General features: G+C 69.5%; 16 protein-coding genes. 7 read left to right on the forward strand and 9 right to left on the reverse strand.

Translation table 11 applies throughout. From position 1 onward, the window contains the following. Positions 1–2 precede the first annotated feature (2 nt). Complete coding sequence (locus NF20_RS03450) at positions 3–995, reverse strand: thiamine pyrophosphate-dependent dehydrogenase E1 component subunit alpha (protein ID WP_033712514.1); 993 nt, start codon at positions 993–995, stop codon at positions 3–5. Between the two features lie 4 nt (positions 996–999). Beyond that, positions 1,000–1,872: a mycofactocin-coupled SDR family oxidoreductase gene (locus NF20_RS03455; RefSeq protein ID WP_019732374.1), complete on the reverse strand. Its 873-nt coding sequence runs from the start codon at positions 1,870–1,872 to the stop codon at positions 1,000–1,002. A 262-nt stretch (positions 1,873–2,134) separates the two neighbouring features. Here NF20_RS03455 and NF20_RS03460 point away from each other — a divergent pair, with 262 nt between their 5' ends. Together NF20_RS03460 and NF20_RS03465 are read left to right on the forward strand one after the other, a co-directional pair. Beyond that, positions 2,135–3,367 (forward strand): CaiB/BaiF CoA transferase family protein, encoded by a 1,233-nt coding sequence (locus tag NF20_RS03460; RefSeq protein WP_033712513.1) that lies wholly within the window; start codon positions 2,135–2,137, stop codon positions 3,365–3,367. 286 nt (positions 3,368–3,653) lie between these two features. Continuing rightward, positions 3,654–3,941: an ANTAR domain-containing protein gene (locus tag NF20_RS03465; protein ID WP_003876458.1), complete on the forward strand. Its 288-nt coding sequence runs from the start codon at positions 3,654–3,656 to the stop codon at positions 3,939–3,941. Positions 3,942–4,172: 231 nt separating this feature from the next. Here the strand turns inward: NF20_RS03465 and NF20_RS03470 are convergent, their stop codons facing one another. Continuing rightward, positions 4,173–6,026 carry a DUF4407 domain-containing protein gene (locus NF20_RS03470; RefSeq protein WP_033712511.1) on the reverse strand — a complete coding sequence of 618 codons (1,854 nt, stop codon included), beginning with the start codon at positions 6,024–6,026 and terminating at the stop codon, positions 4,173–4,175. A 231-nt stretch (positions 6,027–6,257) separates the two neighbouring features. On the opposite strand from NF20_RS03470, the gene NF20_RS03475 reads away from it, so the two are divergent. Next, complete coding sequence (locus NF20_RS03475) at positions 6,258–6,818, forward strand: hypothetical protein (protein ID WP_003876460.1); 561 nt, start codon at positions 6,258–6,260, stop codon at positions 6,816–6,818. 73 nt (positions 6,819–6,891) lie between these two features. Beyond that, on the forward strand, positions 6,892–7,347 hold the full coding sequence (locus NF20_RS03480) for an SRPBCC family protein (RefSeq protein ID WP_023861693.1): 456 nt from the start codon (positions 6,892–6,894) through the stop codon (positions 7,345–7,347). Here NF20_RS03480 and NF20_RS03485 read toward each other — a convergent pair. From NF20_RS03485 to malQ, 5 genes are all read right to left on the reverse strand, one after another. After that, positions 7,328–7,618, reverse strand: a complete 291-nt coding sequence (locus NF20_RS03485; protein ID WP_023861692.1) for a hypothetical protein — start codon at positions 7,616–7,618, stop codon at positions 7,328–7,330. The two genes, NF20_RS03480 and NF20_RS03485, sit on opposite strands and share 20 nt — an antisense overlap. Before the next feature lie 112 nt (positions 7,619–7,730). Continuing rightward, a complete protein-coding gene (locus tag NF20_RS03490) occupies positions 7,731–9,473 on the reverse strand; it encodes a molybdopterin-dependent oxidoreductase (RefSeq protein WP_033712510.1) in 1,743 nt (580 codons plus the stop codon). A gap of 346 nt (positions 9,474–9,819) precedes the next feature. Further along, the gene (locus NF20_RS03495) at positions 9,820–10,290 is read right to left on the reverse strand and encodes a nuclear transport factor 2 family protein (RefSeq protein ID WP_033712509.1); all 471 of its coding nucleotides are present in this window, start codon (positions 10,288–10,290) and stop codon (positions 9,820–9,822) included. Next, positions 10,287–11,180, reverse strand: coding sequence for an LLM class F420-dependent oxidoreductase (locus NF20_RS03500; RefSeq protein ID WP_033712508.1), 894 nt, complete (start codon positions 11,178–11,180; stop codon positions 10,287–10,289). The genes NF20_RS03495 and NF20_RS03500 overlap by 4 nt, the downstream gene beginning before the upstream one ends. A gap of 25 nt (positions 11,181–11,205) precedes the next feature. Beyond that, on the reverse strand, positions 11,206–13,347 hold the full coding sequence (gene malQ / locus NF20_RS03505; RefSeq protein ID WP_033712507.1) for a 4-alpha-glucanotransferase: 2,142 nt from the start codon (positions 13,345–13,347) through the stop codon (positions 11,206–11,208). Between the two features lie 426 nt (positions 13,348–13,773). On the opposite strand from malQ, the gene eccB reads away from it, so the two are divergent. Next, a complete protein-coding gene (eccB, locus tag NF20_RS03510) occupies positions 13,774–15,291 on the forward strand; it encodes a type VII secretion protein EccB (protein WP_003876467.1) in 1,518 nt (505 codons plus the stop codon). Beyond that, complete coding sequence (locus NF20_RS03515; RefSeq protein WP_003877884.1) at positions 15,288–19,457, forward strand: type VII secretion protein EccC; 4,170 nt, start codon at positions 15,288–15,290, stop codon at positions 19,455–19,457. The genes eccB and NF20_RS03515 overlap by 4 nt, the downstream gene beginning before the upstream one ends. Positions 19,458–19,500: 43 nt before the next feature. Here NF20_RS03515 and NF20_RS03520 read toward each other — a convergent pair whose 3' ends face one another. Continuing rightward, the gene (locus NF20_RS03520) at positions 19,501–20,664 is read right to left on the reverse strand and encodes a cytochrome P450 (RefSeq protein ID WP_019732454.1); all 1,164 of its coding nucleotides are present in this window, start codon (positions 20,662–20,664) and stop codon (positions 19,501–19,503) included. Between the two features lie 271 nt (positions 20,665–20,935). Here NF20_RS03520 and NF20_RS03525 point away from each other — a divergent pair, with 271 nt between their 5' ends. Next, a complete protein-coding gene (locus NF20_RS03525; protein ID WP_003876470.1) occupies positions 20,936–21,130 on the forward strand; it encodes a ferredoxin in 195 nt (64 codons plus the stop codon). The last annotated feature ends 237 nt before the right edge of the window (positions 21,131–21,367 follow it).

Genomic DNA, 21,367 nt, shown 5'->3' on the forward strand with positions numbered 1-21,367 from the left:
CCTCAGGTCGGGAAGGGGATCGGCGCCGCGTACACGTCCCGGTCGAGTTCGTCCGCCGCCGGCGAATCCGCGCCGAGCACGGTCCGCAGCGCCGCCTCCACGGTGGCCGCCGCGTCGTCGTCGATGCGGGCGAGTTCCGCTTCGCCGCACACCCCCGTCTCGGCGAGCCGCCGCCGGAACCCGGGCACGGGGTCGGCTGCCAGCGCGGCTTGCAGTTGATCGGCGGGTATGTAGGGCATCCGGTCCCCGAAATAGTGGCCGCGGAAGCGGAACGTCTCGCATTCCAGGAAGGTGGGGCCGCTGCCGGCGCGGGCGCGCCGCAGCGCGTCGTCGAGCGCGGCCGTCACCGCGAGCGGGTCGTTGCCGTCGACCCGGACCCCGGGCATGCCGTAGCCCGCGGCCCGGTCGGCGACGTGCTCGAGCTTCATGGTGTCGGTGGTCGGCGTCATCTCGGCGTACCGATTGTTCTGGCACACGAACACGATCGGCAGGTCCCACAGCGCGGCCATGTTGGCCGCCTCGTGGAACGACCCGGTGTTGGTGGCGCCGTCGCCGAAGCTGACCACCGTGACCCGATCGAGCCCCTTGCGTCGGGCGGCCATCGCCAGCCCGACCGCCACCGGTGGCCCGGCGCCCACGATGCCGGTCGAAAGCATCACGCCGACTTCGGGTTTGGCGATGTGCATGGTGCCGCCCTTGCCCCGCCCGGCGCCGATGGTGCGGCCCATCATCTCGCCGTAGATCTCCTCGAGCCCGACCCCCTTGCCGATCAGGTCGTGCAGGCCGCGATAGGTGGTCACCAGCTGGTCGTCGGGCCGTAGCGTCACCCCCATCGCGGCGGCGATCGCCTCCTGGCCCCGCGACGGCCAGTAGACGCAGAGGAACTCGCCGGTGCCGATGCCCCGCGACAGCCGGTCGTCGGCCGTCTTCATCAACACCATCAGCGCGTAGAGGCGACGCTGGATGTCGGGGGAAGGCTTGGCGGACGGCGTCATTCGGCTACCCGCCCGACCAGGGTTTGACCTTGAGGAAGCCGCCGGCGTCGACGCGCAACTGCTGCCCGGTGATGTAGCGGGCCGCATCCGAGGCCAGGAACAGCACCGCCTCGCTGATGTCCTCGGGTTCGACGTAGGGCACCGGCATCGCCTGCACCAGTGGGAACACCGGTTCGGCGTCCTCGCGGGTGGGGGCCGGCAGGTCCGGCCGGAAGGCGCGGTACATCGGCGGGCTGTGCAGCATGTCGGTGTTGACGTTGGTCGGATGCACCGCGTTCATCCGGATCGAGAACGGGGCGAGCGCCAGGGCGAAGTCGTTGACGTAGTGCGCGGCAGCCAGTTTCGCGAACGCGTATCCGGCGCCGCCGGGTCCGCCGATCCCGCTCCCGGCGCCGGAGGTGTTCAGCGACGACATGAAGGCCGCGTTGGAACCGATGACGATGATCGACGCGCCGGCGCGGAGGTGTTTGAGGCTGGCGTGCACCAGATTCAGCACCCCACCCAGGTCGACGTCCACGGCGTCGGCGAACGCCTGCGGTGGCAGGCCGGCGGTCAGCGGGCAGATGCCGGCGTTGGCGACCACGATGTCCAGATGCCCGAACTCGGCGACACCGGCGTCGATGGCCGCCGACAGGGCCACCCGATCGCGGACGTCGGCGACCGCGGTGATGGCGCGCTGCCCCTCCTTCTCGACCAGCCGCGCCGTCTCGTCCAGATCCTCCGGACGGGCCAGCGGATACTCATTGGTCTCGATGTCCGCGCACAGATCGACCGCGATGATGTCGGCGCCCTCGGCGGCCAGCATCCGGGCGTGGGACCGGCCCTGACCGCGGGCGGCCCCGCTGATCACCGCCACCTTGCCCGTCACCCTGCCCATCGCCCGTTACCTCGCGACTCCTAGTGGGGCCCAATGCCATTCGGGCGTCCGGCGGTCGCGGTGACGGGTCGGCCGGACACCAGGCCGCGCTGTGACGGGGCGCCCGGCCACCGCAGCGGGCGCCGGACTCAGACCAACGGTCGGCTCCATCGCGTCTCTTCCCGGAGAAACTGCGCTGACCTGCAGATGGGCTATCACTACGCCCAAGACTAACTAGAATATCTAAAATAGCAAGGAATGGCCGCGACCGAGGGGATTGGCGATGTCAGGCGTGCACGGTGGTGTCCTGCGGGGCGTGCGGGTGGTCGAATTGGCGTCCTGGACCTACGTCCCCTCCGCCGGTGCGGCCCTGGCGGACTGGGGCGCCGACGTCATCAAGGTGGAAGGCGTGAGCTCCGGTGACCCGGGGCGGGCGCTGGTGGTCAGCGGGTTCACCCGGGAGGCGGCGCGGCCCGACGCCGACTTCATCCTCGAATTGGGCAATCGGGGCAAGCGCAGCATCGCCATCGACATCAAGTCGGAAACCGGCCGTGAGCTGTTCGGCCGGCTGCTGGCCAGCGCCGACGTGTTCCTGACCAATTGGCTGCCGGGCGCCCTGGAGCGGGCCCGGCTGACCGTGGCCGACATTCGCGCCTTCAACCCGCGCATCATCGTCGCCCGGGGCACCGGTCTGGGCGTGCGGGGCCCGGACCGGGATCGGGGCGGGTTCGACGCCGCCACCTACCTCGCGCGGGGCGGGGCCGCATACACCCTCACGCCGTTCGGCAGCGAGACACCCGCCGTGCAGGGCCCCGGTTTCGGTGACCTGCAAGCCGGCGCCACCCTCGCCGGCGGAGTGTGCGCCGCCCTGTTCCATCGCGAACGCACCGGTGAGCCGACGATCGTCGACTCCTCGCTGCTGGCCCAGGCGATGTGGTCGATAGCACCGTCGATCTCGGCGGCCGACTTCTTCGACATCGACGGCATCCCGGGGGCGCCGCCGGGCCTGGCCATCAACCCGCTGGTCAACCGGTACCGGACCAAAGATCGCCGGTGGATCCAGCTGGTGTTCCTGCAGCCGGACAAGTACTGGGCGGGCTTCTGCCGGCGCATCGGCCTGGCCGAACTGGCCGACGACGAGCGTTTCGTCCCGTCGAGCAACCTGATCGCCAATGCGGCCGCGGCGACCGAGCTGCTGGCGAACACGTTCGCCCGCCACGACCTTTCGCACTGGCAAACCGTGCTGGCGGACGAACCGGGGGTATGGGGCGCGCTCGCGACACCACGGGAGACCCTCAACGATCCGCAGGTCGAGCCCAACGGGTACGTGGTGACCAATGTCGACGACCACGGTGAGAAGTACCGGATCGTCGCCGCGCCAGTGCAATTCGACGAGACACCACCGGCACCGGCGCGTGCGCCCGAACACGGTCAGCACACCGAGGAGATCCTGCTGGAGCTCGATGTCGATTGGGACGACATCGCCGAGGCCAAGGCGCTCAAGGCAATTCTGTAACGACCCGGGATCGGGTTGCACAGCTATCGCCGATGCGTGCCTAATTGCGTTTCACCGCAACCTGATTCGATACCACGCGTCGCGGATTGCTTGGTGAGCAGCCGATCCCGAAACGGTCACAGGCGCATATCAATCCCGGTAGCGGTCTGGCAGATCGCCACCGATCGACAAATCATGGCACAGGGCGCTTTGAGGTTTGCGGCCGCGACGATGCGTAGCGCAGGAATTCCTCGCCCGCTGCCTCCGGCGGCGGATTCGGTAGGGCGCCGCAGGAGGTATCCACGTCATGACATCGAACTGGGTCCCCACCCAGACTTCGTGTGGCCCGCACTCCGGCCGCATCCTCGACACCGCACGGGGCATTTTGATCGGCCTTCGCCGTTGCCCCTCCGAGGCCGCCCTGGACGAATTGCACAGCGCGGCATTGCGTCACAAGGTGCCGGTGTTCGCGATGGCATGGGCTCTGGTGCACCTGGCCGGTGCTGGGCAGCAGACACCGAGCTTCGTCGATGCGCAATCGGCGGCCCGGCGCGAATGGGGACCGCTGTTCGAGTCCGCCGCAGTGCCCTGTTGAGCGGGCATCAAGACGTTGGGACGGCCGAGTTCTCGCGGGGTAACCCGGCCGTCTCCAACCACCTCGAGACCCCGGCGGGTCCCCAGGCGTTAAGGCTCGAATTGCGCTGGCCGACCCGGAGGCGGGGTGCACGCCGGCGCAGGCGTGCGGGCACCCCGCCCAGACCCGAGACCGACTTCGGCATCAACCTGGTCCGCTGATCGCTGCGCTGAATTGCGCGCTGGTGCGCGGCTAGTGCGGAGGCGCAGGCGGCAGCTGGCGCGGGCCGTCGGGCGGCTCCAGTTCCGCCGGCCCGTCCCGCTGGGTCAATTCGGCGCGGTCATCCGCGGCCGAGGGCACCGACAACTTGCCCGCATCCGGTGCCGACGAGCGCGGCAACGACGAGCGCGCGTCGCGGCCGGTCATCCGCCGGTGCGCCCGCGGCCCCGGTTGCTGCCGCGTGGAGGTGACGAAACCCGGCCCGGCGGCGCGGCTTTCGGTGCGGCTTTCGGTGTCTTCGGTCGGGTCCGCTGACGCGGTCTGGGTGGCCTGCGAATTGACCGTGACCTTGCGGGTGCGGCGCAGCGCGAAGGTGATCTCTTCGGTCTCCTCGACGACGCCTTCGAACACCTGGCGCGCGGTGCGCAGCGGATGGGTCAGCCGATGGGTCGTCGTGTCCATCATCCGCGCCACCAGCGGCGGCACCAACGGGCGAATCCAGCGGGCCGCGGCCTTGGTCGCGTCCGGGATCGACGGGATCAACGGCGTGCTCCGATCCTGCTCGACCGCGTCGTTCGGCGGTGGGGAAGACGGCAGCTGCTGCGGGCCGGGGTCGCATTCCATGCGCGGTTGCGGCGCCTGGGTGATGGCCCGGCTGGCCGCCTCGGCCTCGGCGGCGATCGGCAGATAGACGTCATCGCGGGCCGGCTCGGATGTCAGTTCGGATGTGAGTTCGGATGTCGGTTCAAAGGCCCGCGGCGACGGCGGATCGGCGACGGCGTCCAACACGCGGCGGCGCTGGTGTTCCCGGTCGATCTCGGTCTGCGCCTCGATGGCCAGCCGCGCCTGCGTCAATTGGTGCTCGGCCCACATGATTTCGGCTTCGCGGCGAACCTCGGCCCGCTTGATGGCGATCGCGGTGTCGGCGTCGAGTTCGGCGCGCTCGCGCCGCGCGCGCGCCGCGGCGCGGCGATCGTGACTCGTCTCCCCGCGCCACAGCCCCAGGATCAGGGGCGTCAGGTACAGCAGCACGCAGCCCCCGATCGTCAACAGCCGCAAGGTCAATGCTCCGGCGTTGCCGGCGGTGACGTCGTTCATCGCGATCCAGCGCGCGCCCGGGCCCCGGCCGGCGTCCGCCATCGCGGCGCGGCGGGCGTCGGCCACGGCCCGCTGGGCCCGCGAGACCGCGGCGTCCAATTCGGGTGCGCGGCTGTCGCGGGCCGCCAGCGCCTCGTCCAGCTCGCGCTGGGCGTCGGCGAGAAGCTCGTTGGCCGTGCGGGTTTCGGGGCCCGGGCCGGGGACACCGGTGATCCGGGTCTGCGGACAGCCCGGAGTGGGGTGATATTCGCAGCGGGCCACGACCAGCGCCCTGTCCTGGCGGTCGCGCGCCTGCGCCACCGCGCCGTCGAGTGCCGCCCGCGCCTCCTCGGCCTGCCGCAGCGTCGCCGACGCCGTGACGACGGCCGGGGCGGAATCCGCGGTGCGCGATGCCTGTTCGTCCAGACGCTGGTCGATGGGGCCGGAAAGGATGACCAGGGCGGCGAGTTCACCGACGACGACACCGACCGCCGCCGCGACCGCGCCGCGTGCCACCGGACGGTTCGCGCCGGCGGCCGGCGCGGCGGTGCCGCGGACGATCGCGCCCACCAGCAAGCCGAAGACCAGCGTCGCCGGCACCAGCGCCGGCAGCGGCCAACGGCCCGCCGCCGCCAGCCCGGCGACCAGCCAGGCCAGCGCGGAACCCAGCAGCACCACCGCGCCGGCCACGGCGTGCGCGGACCGCTCGTGGCGTTCCCCGGGCTCGCCGGCTTCCCCGCCGCCCAGCCAGATGAGCACTCCCGCCACCCGGGCCGGACCCGGGCGGGGCTCAGTTACGTCTTGGGGCATGAACCGAAAACACCTCCACCGTCGAGCACCGTCCAGCCTCCCAGGCCACCGCCCGACACATCGAATCCAAGCCACCGCCTGTGGTGTGCTTCACAGCACCGCGTGATCGGCGCAGCTCATCACCGTCCGGCGCGGGTGGGCCGGGGCCACGGTCGGGATCCGATGCGCAATTCCTGCGACGCGAGCGGATCAGCGGCCGTTCGGGCAGGTGACGTGAGACGGTATAAGCCTATGTCGAACCACGATTATGTCACCTACGAAGAGTTCGGCCGCAGATTCTTCGAGGTTGCCGTCACCCCCGAACGGGTCGCCGCCGCGTTCGCCGACATCGCCGGCAGCGAGTTCGCCATGGAGCCGATCGCCCAGGGGCCCGGCAAGATCGCCAAGGTCAGCGCGAACGTCAAGATCCACGAACCGCGCGTCACCCGGCGCCTCGGTGACACCATCACCTTCGTCATCCACATCCCGCTGTCGATCGACCTGCTGGTCGACCTGTGGCTGGACAAGCAGCGCTTCGTGGTCTCCGGCGACATCGCCCTGCGCGCGACGGCGCGGGCGGCCGAACCGCTGCTGCTGATCGTCGACGTCGCCAAGCCGCGACCGTCGGACATCACCGTCAACGTCTCGTCGAAGTCCATCCGCGGCGAGGTGCTGCGCATCCTGGCCGGGGTGGACGGCGAGATCCGCCGCTTCATCGCCCAGTACGTCGCCGACGAGATCGACGCCCCGCACTCGCAGGCCGCCCAGGTGATCGACGTGGCCCAGCAGCTGGAACAGGCCTGGCCCGGCTGAGCCCGGGGCCACGAATAGCTCCGCGGCGCTGCGGGTATCCAGCCGGGAACCCGGGGAGAAGCGGAGGATCACGTTGGCTCGAGTAGATGTGTCGGTGTCGTCGGAGTTGGAGCCCGAAACCGCCTGGAAACTGGCCTCGGACCTGGATCGGTTCGGCGAGTGGATGACGATCTTCGCCGGCTGGCGCGGCCCGGTCCCCGACACCATCGGCGAGGGCACCCGCGTCGCCTCGTGCGTCAAGGTCAAGGGATTCCGCAACGTCATCCATTGGACCGTCACCCGCTACGACCAACCGAAATCGATTGAGCTGCAAGGCCGCGGCCGGGGCGGGATCCGGCTCACCGTGGCGATGACCGTCACCGACGACCACCCGGGATCGGTCTTTCACCTCACCGCCGACATCGACGGCGGCGTGCTCAGCGGCCCGATCGGGGGACTGGTCGCCCGGGTGCTGCGCTCGGACGTGCACAAGTCGGTGCACAACCTCGCGGCGCTGCAGCCGAGCGGGCCTAGCGCGCCGGGCGGCTGATCGTCCAGTCGCGCTGTTCCTGGCGAATCCGCCTGCGGTCCATGGCAAGCCACGCCAGCCCGGCGCCGAACGCGAGCATCGCCACGATCGCCGCCGTCACCCCGGCCCCGGCATGCCCCAACGCGAAGTTGGCCACGCACACCACGAACGCCACCGCTGCGATCCCGACCGCGGCGAGGCCCGACGTGGCCGCCGCATCCCGCGCCGACGGGTACCTGATCGGTTGGCCCCGCCCGACGATCCGGGCATGCTGCACAGGGTTGTGCCTCATGGGCGTCTCCTCTGCTGTCGCTTGGCTCGCGCCGATTCCTGGGTGCTACCCAAAAAGCCGGTCGGACAAACGACTTCGGGCGGCGCGGCCCGCGTGTGCGGCCGGGAGCGCCTCAGAGCGTTTGGTGGCGCCCGAAATACTTGTGGTCTTCGCTGTAGCCGCCGTAACCGCTTCCGATGTCGCGGTAGTCGGCGACGAACTCGATGCCCTTGATCCACTTCACCAATTTGAAGCCGTGCTGCAGCTCATTGCGCAGCCGCAGCGGCCGGCCGTGCATGTAGGGCAGTTGCTGGTCGTTCATCTTGTAGGCCAGCATCGTCATGTGATGGTCCATCTGGCCGATGTGGTGGGCGTTGTAGTAGATGCCGCCCGTGGCGCCGAGACCCATCGAGTAGAACACCGCCCATTTGGCCTCGGGCAGCGGCTTGACGATGTCCATGATCGTTTTCATCTGCACGCCACCCCATTTGGCGACACCCGACCAGGCCTGAATGCAGAAGTGCTGGCTGATCTGCTCGTGGTAGGGCAGCGCCATCAGGTCCTCGAGCGAGAACTCCATCGGGTGCTCGACCAGCCCGTAGACCTTGAGCCGCCAGTCCTTGAAGTCGTTGGCCTCCAGCTCCTTGTACTCGACCGTCTCGGGCAGCCGGCCGTTGCGCCAGTGGTGCGGCGAGATGTCCTTCTCGGTGAAGGCGCCCGGCTTGGGATCCAGCTGCTCGAGCATCCGCTGGAACGGGCCGACCAGCGCGTAGCCGACCCGCTGCACCACCCGCGGATGGCGGATGGTGAAGGGAGTGGCCCAAACCCACGCGATCGCGGTCAGCACCATGGCCGCGGAGCAGATGCCGAAACCTATCCAGCTGTTGTCGTCGCGGGCGGCGAACATGTGGTTGAGGTTTCGCAGCGCACTGGTGGTCAGCACCATGGTGACGTGCACCAGGATGAAGAACAGGAAGTAGACCAGCACCAGGAAATGCAGCGACCGCGCGTGCTGGATGCTCAGCCGCTTGCTCAGCCAGTGCACCCGCTGCGACAGCGCCGGTGACATGCCCAGCCCGGTGATCAACGCGGCCGGGGCGGCGATGAACACCGTCGTGAAATACGACAGCAGCTGCAAGCCGTTGTAGGCCACCCAGCCGTTGTCGGTGGGCCAGTCCAGCGACAGGTACTGCACGGCCACCGACGCGGCGTTGGGGAAGACGTCCCAGCTGGTCGGCACGATGTGGCGCCACTGCCCGGTGGCGAACAACAGCACGTAGAAGACGGCCCCGTTGAGCAACCACAACACGTCGACGCCGAGGTGCCACCAGCGGGCCAACCCGATCGAGTGGCGGAACCCGGGAAGCCCGAATTGCGGTGGCAGGGCGACGGTGTCGGCGTTGGCGGTCCACAGCTCGTCGTCGGGAACCGGCGGCCCGACCCGCAGCCACTCGTCCTTACCGGGGGTGGCGTTGCGGCTGAAGTAGAGCCGGGGATGGTCGCACAGGATCTGGATGCCGGTCCTGATGATGAACATCATCATGAACAGGTTGAAGAAATGCGTCCAGCCGATCCACGCCGGCAGGCCGGGCGGGACATCGGCGCTGTCGGTGCCCGGGTAGCGCTGGATGAACGACTGCACCGCCGGCATGTTGTGCAGGCCTTTGCCCACCGCCACCCCCGCGATCAGCAGGGCAAAGCCGATGGGGATCAACCACAACAGGTTGAACCACCGGTCGCGGCCGACCCGCAGCTTGGGGGCGGTCGCCCGCCGGGTGAGATCGAAGCCGCCGCCGTATGCCTCCACGTCGATGACGTCTTCGGCGGTGTGTATTTCGTTGCGGTAGTCCGGAATGGAGGTCAGCGGCGTGCCCACTGCCAGTGCCGATGCGGAGCCGCCCGGTGCCGCCCGCCCTCCGCCGGTGCCCGCGGAATCAACGGTGTTCGTCACGCGCCCGAAAATACACGAACACACTTGGATAAATTGGATCGGATCGGGAAAGGACCGGGCGGCTCGCGGGGCGGCCGGGCGCGGCGTTCGGCGGGCGGCGCGGGGCGCGCAAAATTCGCGCCGGCGTCGGCGAGGTTAGCCGCACCTGCCAGACGAAAGCCGGCCATGCCGCCGCAACTGCGTCACCCCGGTGCTAGCTGTGAGTCAGCGCATAATCTGCTGCCAGCGTGCTTCCGGCGGGGTTCGGAGGGTCGCGCGCGGCCGGGCGGCGCTAGGCGGGGTCGTGCGGCAGCAGCCGGCGCGCCGGGTGCGTCTCGATCGCGGTGACCGTCAGCGCCCGGCGGCTGATCCGCCAGCCGTCACCGGTCGGCTGGTAGCTGTCGTCGTAGCGCAGGTGCCACACCACGTCGACCAGCTCGTCACCGCGCTCGCTCCAGTGGTGCGCGACGCACGCGATGCGGCCCCGCGCGGCGCCGGGGGGCGCCGTCGCGTCGTATACCTCGCCGACGATGGCGTGCTCGGTGCGCGCCACCGCGGCGACGGCCGCGACGGCGGCGGCGATGGCCGCCCGGCCGCGATGGGTGTGCACGGGCCGCAGCTCGGCCGGCGGCGCGGGCACCACCAGCTCGGCGTCGGCGGTGAAAAGCTCTGCGACAGCATCGAATCGGCGATCGTCGACGCCTGCCGCGTAGCGGTGCACCAGATCGCTGAGCGCGCCGCGGTCGTCGGCCGAAAGCGTCACGGCCCGCTCACCGGGCGCAGCGACAGCCGCTGCGCGCACGCCGACAACATGTCCTTGGCCTGCTCGATATCGGAGGTCGGCGGCATGGCCAACACCAGCCGGTCGGCGCCCTGATCGGCCAAGCGGGCCGCGCGCTCGGCGTCGATCTTCGAAACACTATGGCCCAGAGACACTTCCAGGGCGGCGGGATCGCGGCCCGCCGCGACCGCCTCGTCACGCATCAACCCGATCAGCGACGCCAGCCGTGCGCCGGTGACGCCGAGCGGCTGGAAGCCGTCCCCGAACCGGCCCGCCCGGCGCGCGGCCGCCCGGCTGTGGCCGCCGATATGCACCGGAAAACACTCGGCGGCAACGGGTTTCGGATAACACATGACGTTGTCGAAGGTGAAGAATTCGCCGTGGAACGACGCCCCGTCCGGCCGGTGCGCCCACAACGCCCGCAGCACGGCCAGCTGCTCGTCGGCCCGCCGGCCGCGGTTGTCGAAATCGGCGCCGCAGGCCCGCAGCTCTTCCTGCAGCCAGCCCACCCCCACGCACAGCCGCAGCCTGCCGCCCGACAGCGCGTCGAGCGTGCCGACCCGCTTGGCCAGCACCACCGGATGGTGGTTGGGCAGCACCAGCACCCCCGTCGCCAAGCCGAGGCGGGTGGTGTGCCCGGCCAGGAACGCCAGCAGATCCAGCGGGTCGGGGATCGGGCAGTCCGGTGCTAGCCCGACGCGCCCGGAGCTGTCGTAGGGGTAGACGCTGTCGTACCGGGTGAGCAGGACGGTGTGCTCGACGGCCACGATCGATTCGAACCCGCACGCCTCGAGGTGACGGGCGAAGGCCACCATCCAGTCCGGGTCCGCGGTGACGCCGTCGGCAACCGGGGCCACGACTGAGACCTTCATGGCACCCGAAGCTAACAGGTGGCGGTCACGGCGCGATGGCGGCGCGCACCGCCTCGGCCAGGGCGGCGGCCCGACGATCGGTGAACACGTCTTCCAGCAGCACCGGCCGCCCGTCCGGACCGGTCAGCGGAACGCGCCAGTTGGGGTACTCGTCGGTGGTGCCGGGCTGGTTCTGGGTGCGGCGGTCGCCCACGGCGTCGGTCAGCGCCACACCCAGCAGCCGCGACGGCGTCCGGCCCAGGTAGCGGTAGAGCGCCAAAATGACTTGCTCCGAGTCGGTTTCGCCGTCCGCGAGCAGCCCCACCCGGCGCAGCTCGGCCATCCACGCCGCCAGGTCGGCGCGGTCGGACTCCAGCTCGTCGGCCACCGGCCGGGTCAGCAGGCCCAGCGAATCGCGCAGCCGGACATGGTCGGCGGCCAGATAGCCGGCGGTCGGCGGCAGGTCGTGGGTGGTGACCGAGGACAGGCAGTACTCCCGCCACCGCTCGGCCGGCAGCGGGCCGCCGTTACCGTCGCGGTCCAACTCGAACCACAGGATCGAGGTCCCCAGCAGGCCGCGCAACAACAGGTAGTCGCGCACCCACGGCTCGACCGTGCCCAGGTCCTCGCCGACCACCACCGCCCCGGCCCGATGCGCCTCCAGCGCGACGATGCCGATCATGGCCTCGTGGTCGTAGCGCACGTAGGTGCCCTCGGTCGGGGCGCTGCCGCGCGGGATCCACCACAGCCGGAACAGCCCGATGATGTGGTCGATGCGCACCCCGCCGGCATGTCGCAGCACCGCGCGGATCAGGGCGCGGAAGGGCCGGTACTCGTGCTCGTCGAGCCGGTCCGGTCGCCACGGCGGCTGCGACCAGTCCTGGCCGAGCTGGTTGAACTCGTCCGGCGGCGCGCCGGCGGTCACCCCCAGCGCCATCACATCCTGCAGCGCCCAGGCGTCGGCGCCGTTGGGATGCACACCGACGGCCAGGTCGTGCATGATGCCCAGCGACATCCCGGCCCGGATCGCCTGGGACTGCGCGGCGGCCAGCTGCTCGTCCAGCTGCCACTGCAGCCAGCGATGGAAATCGACTGCCTCCGAATGCTTTTCGACGAAATCGGCGACCCCGGGGGCGTCCGGGTGCTGGAGCGTCTCGGGCCAGGAATGCCAGTCCGGGCCGTATTCCTCGGCCAGCGCGCACCAGGTGGCGAAGTCATCGAGCGCCCGGCCCTCGCGGTCGCGGAAGGCGGCGTAACACAGTTGCCGGCCCGCCGAGCGGGGCTGTTGGTGCAGCCACTGCAGCGCCGTGCGCTTGGCCGCCCAGGAGCTGTCGCGGTCGACGGCGTCCAGGCCGGCGGCGTGGGTTTGCACGTCCGCGCGCAGCCGCCGGACCCGGCTGCGCTTGGTCAGTTCGGCGAACTCCGGGATCGCCTCGACGTGAAGATAAATCGGATTGACGAAGCGCCGCGAGGTCGGCAGGTAGGGCGAGGGTTCCATCCGGTTGGCGGGGCCGGAGAACCCGGCCGCGTGCAGGGGATTGACCAACAGATAGTCGGCGCCGTGACGGAAGGCCGACCACACCGCGAGGTCGGTGAGATCGGTGAGATCGCCGACGCCCCAGGACTGCCGGGACCGCACGCTGTAGAGCTGAACGGCCAGGCCCCAGGCGCGCCGGGCGCCCAGGCGTTCCGGCAGGCCGAGCCAATCCGGCGTGACGATCAGCGCGGCGCTGGCCTCCGATCCGCCCGAGCGCAGCCACACCCGGTGATAGCCGAGCGGCAGGTCGGTGGGCAGCACGAAGCTCGCCTCGCCGACCCAGCGGCCGTCCAGGTCGAACGGCGGGGTGAAGTTGTCGACCTGTTCGACGCCGTCGCGCACGGTGTCGTCCTCCAGCCGCACCCACACCTCGGCGGGGTCGCCGTGGGTGACGTGCGCCCAGAACCGGATCTGCTCACCGGTCCGCCCGACGATGGTCGCGGGCAACCGGCGCGCCCAGTACGCGCGCAGCTTGGCGGTCAGCGCGTCGTTGCGTTCCTGCTCGGTGCCGGCGGCCACGCCGAGCGCGGCCAGCACCGCCGTGAGGGTGGTCTCGGGCACCCGCACCCGGCGGCCGGTCCAGTCCTCGTAATCCGTCGCGATGCCGTATCTGCGGGCGAGTTCGATCAGCGACGGCGCGAGTTCTGTCATACCGCCATCTTGCTGCCCGGATTCGTCCACCGGCGACCTGGCTGCGGCACCCGTTCGCGTCGTGTTTGCTGAACGGCCGCCGACCGTTCACCCGGCCGGGCCGCGGGCGGGCCCGTCGTCGTTCGACAGGACGAGACGCCCGCGGCCCATTACGATGCGGTGGAGGAGACTGACGAGAATCCGGTCGGCCGATCCGTGGGGGAGGGAATACCGCCAGCGCAACCGCACCGTCGGCCGGTGGTGCGGCGGTGGATCGGGCACGGTGACCGGCACCGGATTCGGGTGCATGAACAGATGTGGAACTGAGTGCGCTTCGGCGCCGCGTGGCGAGGTCCGTGCAGGTGCCTTACCGTTGTCACGGGTGGTCGGAAGTAATTCGCGAGATGGACAATATCCAGGCGTGTTAGCAAACCGGATGGTGAATTAGTGGCGGAAGAGAGTCGCGGGCAGCGCGGGTCGGGTTACGGCCTCGGGCTGTCGACGCGGACGCAGGTGACCGGCTATCAGTTCCTTGCCCGCCGGACCGCGATGGCGCTGACTCGCTGGCGGGTGCGGATGGAGGTCGAGCCGGGGCGGCGGCAGAACCTCGCCGTGGTGGCCTCGGTGTCGGCGGCGCTCGTGATCTGCCTGGGCGCGCTGCTGTGGTCGTTCATCAGCCCGGCCGGTCAGGTCGGGGACTCGCCGATCATCGCCGACCGCGACTCGGGCGCCCTGTATGTGCGGGTCGGGGACCGGCTGTATCCGGCGCTGAACCTGGCGTCGGCGCGCCTGATCACCGGCCGTCCCGACAACCCGCACCTGGTCAAGTCGAACCAGATCGCCAGCCTGCCCCGCGGCCCCATGGTGGGCATCCCGGGCGCACCGTCCAACTTCCATCCCACCGGCCCGTCCACCTCGTCGTGGCTGGTCTGCGACACCGTGTCCAACTCGACCGGCGCCGGCGCGCCGTCCGGGGTGACGGTGACGGTGATCGACGGCGCCCCGGACCTGAGCAACCACCGCAAGGTGCTGACCGGGTCCGACGCGGTGGTGCTGAACTACGGCGGGGACGCCTGGGTGATCCGCGACGGCCGCCGGTCCCGGATCGATGCCACCAACCGTTCGGTGCTGCTGCCGCTGGGGCTGACGCCCGAACAGGTCAGCATGGCCAAGCCGATGAGCCGCGCGCTGTACGACGCGCTGCCGGTGGGCCCCGAACTGACGGTGCCGCAAATCCAGAACGCCGGTGGTGCGGCCTCCTTCCCCGGTGCGCCCGGACCCATCGGCACCGTGCTGGTCACCCCGCAAATCAGTGGGCCGCAACAGTATTCGCTGGTGCTGGCCGACGGTGTGCAGACGCTGCCGCCGCTGGTGGCCCAGATCCTGCAGAACGCCGGGCCGGGCAACACCAAACCGGTGACCGTGGAACCGTCGGCCCTGGCGAAGATGCCGGTGGTCAACAAGCTGGACCTGTCCTCTTACCCGGACGCGCCGCTGAACGTGATGGACATCCGGGAGAACCCGGCGACGTGCTGGTGGTGGCAGAAGACCTCCGGTGAGAACCGGGCCCGGGTCCAGGTGGTGTCCGGCGCGACCATCCCGGTCGCGCAGAAGGACGTCAATAAGGTGGTGTCGCTGGTCAAGGCCGACACCACGGGCCGCGAGGCCGATCAGGTCTTCTTCGGGCCCGACTATGCGAACTTCGTGGCGGTCACCGGGAACGATCCCGGCGCCAAGACGACCGAATCGCTGTGGTGGCTCACCGATGCCGGCGCCCGGTTCGGGGTCGACGACACCCGCGACGTGCGAGAGGCGCTGGGCTTGAAGACCAAACCCAGCGTGGCGCCGTGGGTGGCGCTGCGGCTGCTGCCGCAGGGTCCGACCCTGTCGCGCGCGGATGCGCTGGTGCAGCACGACACGCTACCGATGGACATGTCCCCTGCAGAGTTGGCGGTACCCAAGTGAAACGTGGATTTGCCCGGCCCACACCGGAAAAGCCCCCGGTGATCAAGCCGGAGAACATCGTCCTACCCACCCCGCTGAGCATCCCGCCGCCGGAGGGCAAGCCGTGGTGGCTCGTGGTGGTCGGCGTCCTGGTGGTCGGCCTGCTGATCGGCATGGTCGGCATGACCTTCGCCAGCGGCTCGCACGTGTTCGGCGGCGCCGGCGCCATCTTCCCGATCTTCATGATCGGCGGCGTCGCGATGATGATGTTCGGCGGCCGGTTCGGCGGCCAGCAGCAGATGAGCCGGCCCAAGCTGGACTCGATGCGCGCCCAGTTCATGCTGATGCTGGACATGCTGCGCGAGACCGCGCACGAGTCGGCCGACAGCATGGACGCCAACTACCGCTGGTTCCACCCCGCGCCCACCACGCTGGCCGCCGCGGTCGGGTCGCCGCGGATGTGGGAACGCAAGCCCGACGGCAAGGACCTCAACTTCGGCGTGGTCCGGGTGGGCGTCGGCATGACCCGCCCCGAGGTGACCTGGGGTGAGCCGCAGAACATGCCCACCGACATCGAGCTGGAGCCGGTGACCGGCAAGGCGCTGCAGGAGTTCGGCCGCTACCAGAGCGTCGTCTACAACCTGCCCAAGATGATCTCGCTGCTGGTCGAGCCCTGGTACTCGCTGGCCGGAGACCGCGAGCAGGTGCTGGGATTGATGCGGGCCATCATCTGCCAGCTGACCTTCTCGCACGGGCCCGACCATGTGCGGATGATCGTGGTCAGCTCCGACCTCGACGAGTGGGACTGGGTGAAATGGCTGCCCCACTTCGGTGATCCGCGCCGCCAGGACGCCGCGGGCAACGCCCGCATGGTGTACAGCTCGGTGCGCGAGTTCGCCGCCGAACAGGCCGAATTGTTCGCCGGCCGTGGATCATTCACGCCCCGGCACGCCAGCTCGTCGGCCCAGACCCCGACACCGCACACCGTGATCATCGCCGACGCCGTTGACCCGCAATGGGAATACGTGATCAGCGCCGAAGGTGTCGACGGGGTGACATTCTTCGACCTGACCGGTTCGTCCATGTGGAGCAGCGTCCCGGAGCGCACCCTGCGGTTCGACGACAAGGGCGTCATCGAGGCGCTGCCCCGCGACCGCGACACCTGGATGGTGATCGACGAGAAGCCGTGGTTCTTCGCCCTGACCGACCACCTCAGCGTCGCCGAGGCGGAGGAGTTCGCGCAGAAGCTGGCCCGCTGGCGGCTCGCCGAGGCCTACGAGGAGATCGGCCAGCGGGTGGCGCACATCGGCGCCCGAGACATCTTGTCCTACTACGGGATTGAAGACCCCGGCAACATCGACTTCGATGCGCTGTGGGGCGGCCGCACCGACACCATGGGCCGGTCGCGGCTGCGCGCCCCGTTCGGGGTGCGCTCCGACAACGGCGAGCTGCTGTTCTTGGACATGAAGTCACTGGACGAGGGCGGCGACGGCCCGCACGGCGTCATGTCCGGAACCACCGGTTCGGGTAAGTCGACCCTGGTGCGCACGGTGATCGAATCGCTGATGCTCAGCCACCCGCCCGAGGAGCTGCAGTTCGTGCTGGCCGACCTCAAGGGTGGGTCGGCGGTCAAGCCGTTCGCCGGGGTGCCGCACGTCTCGCGGATCATCACCGACCTGGAAGAGGACCAGGCGCTGATGGAACGCTTCCTGGACGCGCTGTGGGGCGAGATCGCCCGGCGCAAGGCCATCTGCGACAGCGCCGGCGTCGACGACGCCAAGGAGTACAACGCGGTCCGGGCCCGGATGCGGGCCCGCGGCCAGGACATGCCGCCGCTGCCGATGCTGGTGGTGGTCATCGACGAGTTCTACGAGTGGTTCCGCATCATGCCGACCGCCGTGGACGTGCTCGACTCGATCGGCCGGCAGGGCCGCGCCTACTGGATCCATCTGATGATGGCCTCGCAGACCATCGAAAGCCGCGCCGAAAAGCTCATGGAGAACATGGGTTACCGGTTGGTGCTCAAGGCGCGCACCGCCGGTGCCGCCCAGGCGGCCGGGGTGCCGAACGCGGTCAACCTGCCCGCCCAGGCCGGCCTGGGATACTTCCGCCGCAGCCTGGAGGACATCGTCCGGTTCCAGGCCGAATTCCTGTGGCGCGACTACTTCCCCCGCGGCATCAGCGACGACGGGGAAGAGGCTCCGGCGCTGGTGCACAGCATCGACTACGTCCGCCCGCAGCTGTTCACCAACTCGTTCACCCCGCTGGAAGTCAGCGTCGGGGGACCCGACGTCACCGTCCCGGCCATCCCGGCCGCCGGCGCCGACATGCCCGAGATCGAGGGGCCGGACGACGACGACGTGGAAGGCATCCGCACGCCCAAGGTCGGCACGGTGATCATCGACCAGCTGCGCAAGATCGACTTCCAGCCGTACCGGCTCTGGCAGCCGCCGCTGGACCAGCCGATCGCCATCGACGAGCTGGTGAACCGGTTCCTCGGCCACCCCTGGCAGCAGGACTACGGCACCGCGCGGGACCTGGTGTTCCCGATCGGCATCATCGACCGCCCGTTCAAGCACGACCAGCCGCCGTGGACGGTCGACACGTCGGGGCCCGGCGCCAACGTGCTGATCCTGGGCGCCGGCGGCTCGGGGAAGACGACCGCGCTGCAGACGCTGATCTGTTCGGCGGCGCTGACCCACACCCCCGAGCAGGTCCAGTTCTACTGCCTGGCCTACAGCAGCACCGCGCTGACCACGGTGGCCCGGCTGCCCCATGTCGGCGAGGTGGTCGGTCCGACCGACCCGTACGGCGTCCGCCGCACGGTGGCCGAACTGCTCGCGTTGGTGCGGGAGCGCAAACGCAGCTTCCTCGAGTACGGGATCCCCTCGATGGAGGTGTTCCGGCGGCGCAAGTTCGGCGGCGAACCCGGCCCGGTCCCCAACGACGGGTTCGGCGACGTCTACCTGGTGGTCGACAACTACCGGGCGCTGGCCGAAGAGAACGAGGTGTTGATCGAGCAGGTCAACGTGATCATCAACCAGGGCCCCTCGTTCGGGGTGCACGTGGTGGTCACCGCCGATCGCGAATCCGAGCTGCGGCCGCCGGTGCGCAGCGGCTTCGGCTCCCGGGTCGAGCTGCGGCTGGCCGCCGTGGAGGACGCAAAGCTGGTGCGGTCCCGGTTCGCCAAGGACGTTCCGGTCAAGCCGGGTCGCGGCATGGTGGCGGTCAACTACGTCCGCCTGGACGCCGACCCGCAGTCGGGTCTGCACACCCTGGTGGCCCGGCCCGCGCTGGCCAGCACGCCGGACAACCGGTTCGAGTCCGACAGCGTGGTGGAAGCCGTGAGCCGGCTCGCCACCGGCCAGGCGCCGCCGGTGCGCCGGTTGCCGGCCACGTTCGGCCTGGACCAGCTGCGCGAGCTGGCCGCCCAGGACACCCGCCAGGGCGTCGGTGCGGGCGGAATCGCTTGGGCCATCTCGGAATTGGACCTGTCGCCGGTGTACCTCAACTTCGACGAGAACGCACACCTGATGGTGACCGGCCGCCGCGAATGTGGGCGCACCACGACGCTGGCCACCATCATGAAGGAAATCGGCCGGCTGTACGCGCCCGGAGCGAGCAGCGCGCCCACGCCGCCCGCGGGCCAGCCGTCGGCGCAGGTGTGGCTGGTGGACCCGCGCCGCCAGCTGCTGACCACGCTCGGCTCGGACTACGTCGAGAAGTTCGCCTACAACCTGGACGGTGTGCAGGCCATGATGGGCGAACTCGCCGCGGCGCTGGCCGGCCGCGAGCCGCCGCCGGGGTTGTCCGCCGAGGAGCTGCTGTCGCGCAACTGGTGGAGCGGGCCGGAGATCTTCCTGATCGTCGACGACATCCAGCAGCTGCCGGCGGGATTCGACTCGCCGCTGCACAAGGCCGCGCCCTGGGTGACCCGGGCCGCCGACGTCGGCCTGCACGTCATCGTCACCCGCACCTTCGGTGGGTGGTCTTCGGCCGGCAGCGACCCGATGCTGCGGGCGCTGGCCCAGGCCAACGCGCCGCTGCTGGTGATGGACGCCGACCCCGACGAGGGATTCATCCGCGGCAAGATGAAGGGCGGTCCGCTGCCCCGCGGCCGTGGCCTGCTGATGGCCGAGGACACCGGCGTGTTCGTTCAGGTCGCCGCGACCGAATTCCGCAAGTAGTTCGGCAAGCAGGGACGGTGCCGCTGCACCGGGGCGGGTCTTTTCAGCCCCAGTGCAGCGGCAACTCCTTGAGCGCGAAACTCTTTGAGGGGTAATTGATCACCGGCTCGTAGCCGTCGGGCAGCTCGAAATCCGGGATCTGGGTGAGCCACTCGGCGACCACCACGGTCAGCTCGATGCGGGCCAGGTGCGATCCCAGGCAGCGATGCGGGCCGCCACCGAAACCCCAGTGCCGGTGCACTTTTCCGTCCATGTTCAGTTCATTGGTGGACATCGAGTCGCTGTCGTCGCGGTTGACCGCGGCCATGCACAACCGCACCGAGGTGCCCGGTGGCAACGTCATGCCGCCCACTTCGACGTATTCGGTGGTGATCCGCGGGGCCACCGGCGCCGACGGCTCCAAGCGGACGATCTCTTCGATGAAAACCCTTGTCTGCTTTGGGTTGTCGCGAAGTTCCTTGCGCAGCTGCGGCCGGCGCGCCAGCTCGAACAGCGAAAAACCGATCGCCGCGGTTACGGTGTCCAGCCCGGCCAGGATCAGCAGGTGGCTCATTCCCAGCAATTCGATGTCGGTGAAGTTGCCCTCGCCGCTCATCACCTGCGACAGCATGTCGGTGCCGGGGTGCTGCCGGCGCTGGGCGATCGCGTCCGCGAGATAGGCCAGCAGTTGCTCGGACTTCTCGACGTCGGACTGGGTGACGAACGGCTTCTCGCCGACGACGGCGTTTTTCCAGTCGAGCAGGCGGTCGCGATCCTGCAGCGGCAGGCCGTAGAGGTCCATGAACACCTGGAACGGATACAGGTGCGCGAAATCCGCCATCACTTCGCACTCGCCACGGTCGGCCAGCGCGGCGATCATCTCTGCGGCATGGCGCTCCAGCACCGGCCGGGACTTGCTCAGCGCGTGCGGGCTGAAATACGGCTGCAGGATTTTGCGATAGCGGGTGTGCTGCGGCGGGTCAAATGCCAACGGCAGCACCGGCAGCGGATGCCCGGGAGGCTGCAGCACCGTCGACGAGAACACCTTCGGGTTGCGCAGCGCCGCCAGCACATCCTCCCGGCGGGTGAGGTAGTAGTGGCCGTTCATGAACACCACCGGTCCGGCGTCGCGCAACGTCTTCCACCCCAGACCGCGATCGACGCTCATCGGCAACGTGGCAAAATCCAGCCGGGGTAGGTGGAAGGTGCCGTATTGGCCTTCGCTCATGCGCTCGGATCTCCGGTCATCTGTCGGGGTGCATGTCCATATTGCCTGCGCGGCAACCCAACACGAATTCGCCTGCCCGAACCAATTCGAGGCATTCGCGCACCCGGTCCGGGTCGGCCAAACACCTTCGCCACTTTACCGGCCGACTAACCTTGATATCGGACATCGATATCGGGCGCCGATATCGGAGCGCCAAGCGCATTGTCAGTCGTTCGCAAAGTCCCGATCGGCTCGCCAAAGCTCGCCGAAGCTCGCCAAAGGAGGAAGGCCCGTGAGGGTTCGTCTGGAGCAGTCCAAATGTGTGGGCCACGCGCAGTGTTACGCCGTCGACCCGGACCTTTTTCCCATCGACGAGTCCGGCTACTCGATTCTGGCCGAGCACGAGGTCAAACCCGAAGACGAGCAAGCGACCCGGGACGGCGTCGCCTCCTGCCCGGAAATGGCGCTGATTCTCGAAGAAGACTGACCACAACGCCGGTCGCGAGGCCCGTCGAAGGCAAACGGAAAATGAACAATCCGTTGCCCCGTATGAACTCCTGCCGACCGGGAATGAACAGTGGCTGGCCATTGATGAACAGATGCCTTTGCGTGTCGGAGTTCGCCGCAGTGCCGAGCGGCAGTTCGGGCACACAAACGGGCTGTCGCTCGGTTGCTGATGACGGGATTGGCCGAGGCAGAAGGTGCATGTCGTTCCTGACCAGAC

Origin of the sequence: Mycobacterium sp. MAC_080597_8934 (genome assembly GCF_000523975.1) — a bacterium.
GTDB lineage: Bacteria > Actinomycetota > Actinomycetes > Mycobacteriales > Mycobacteriaceae > Mycobacterium > Mycobacterium avium.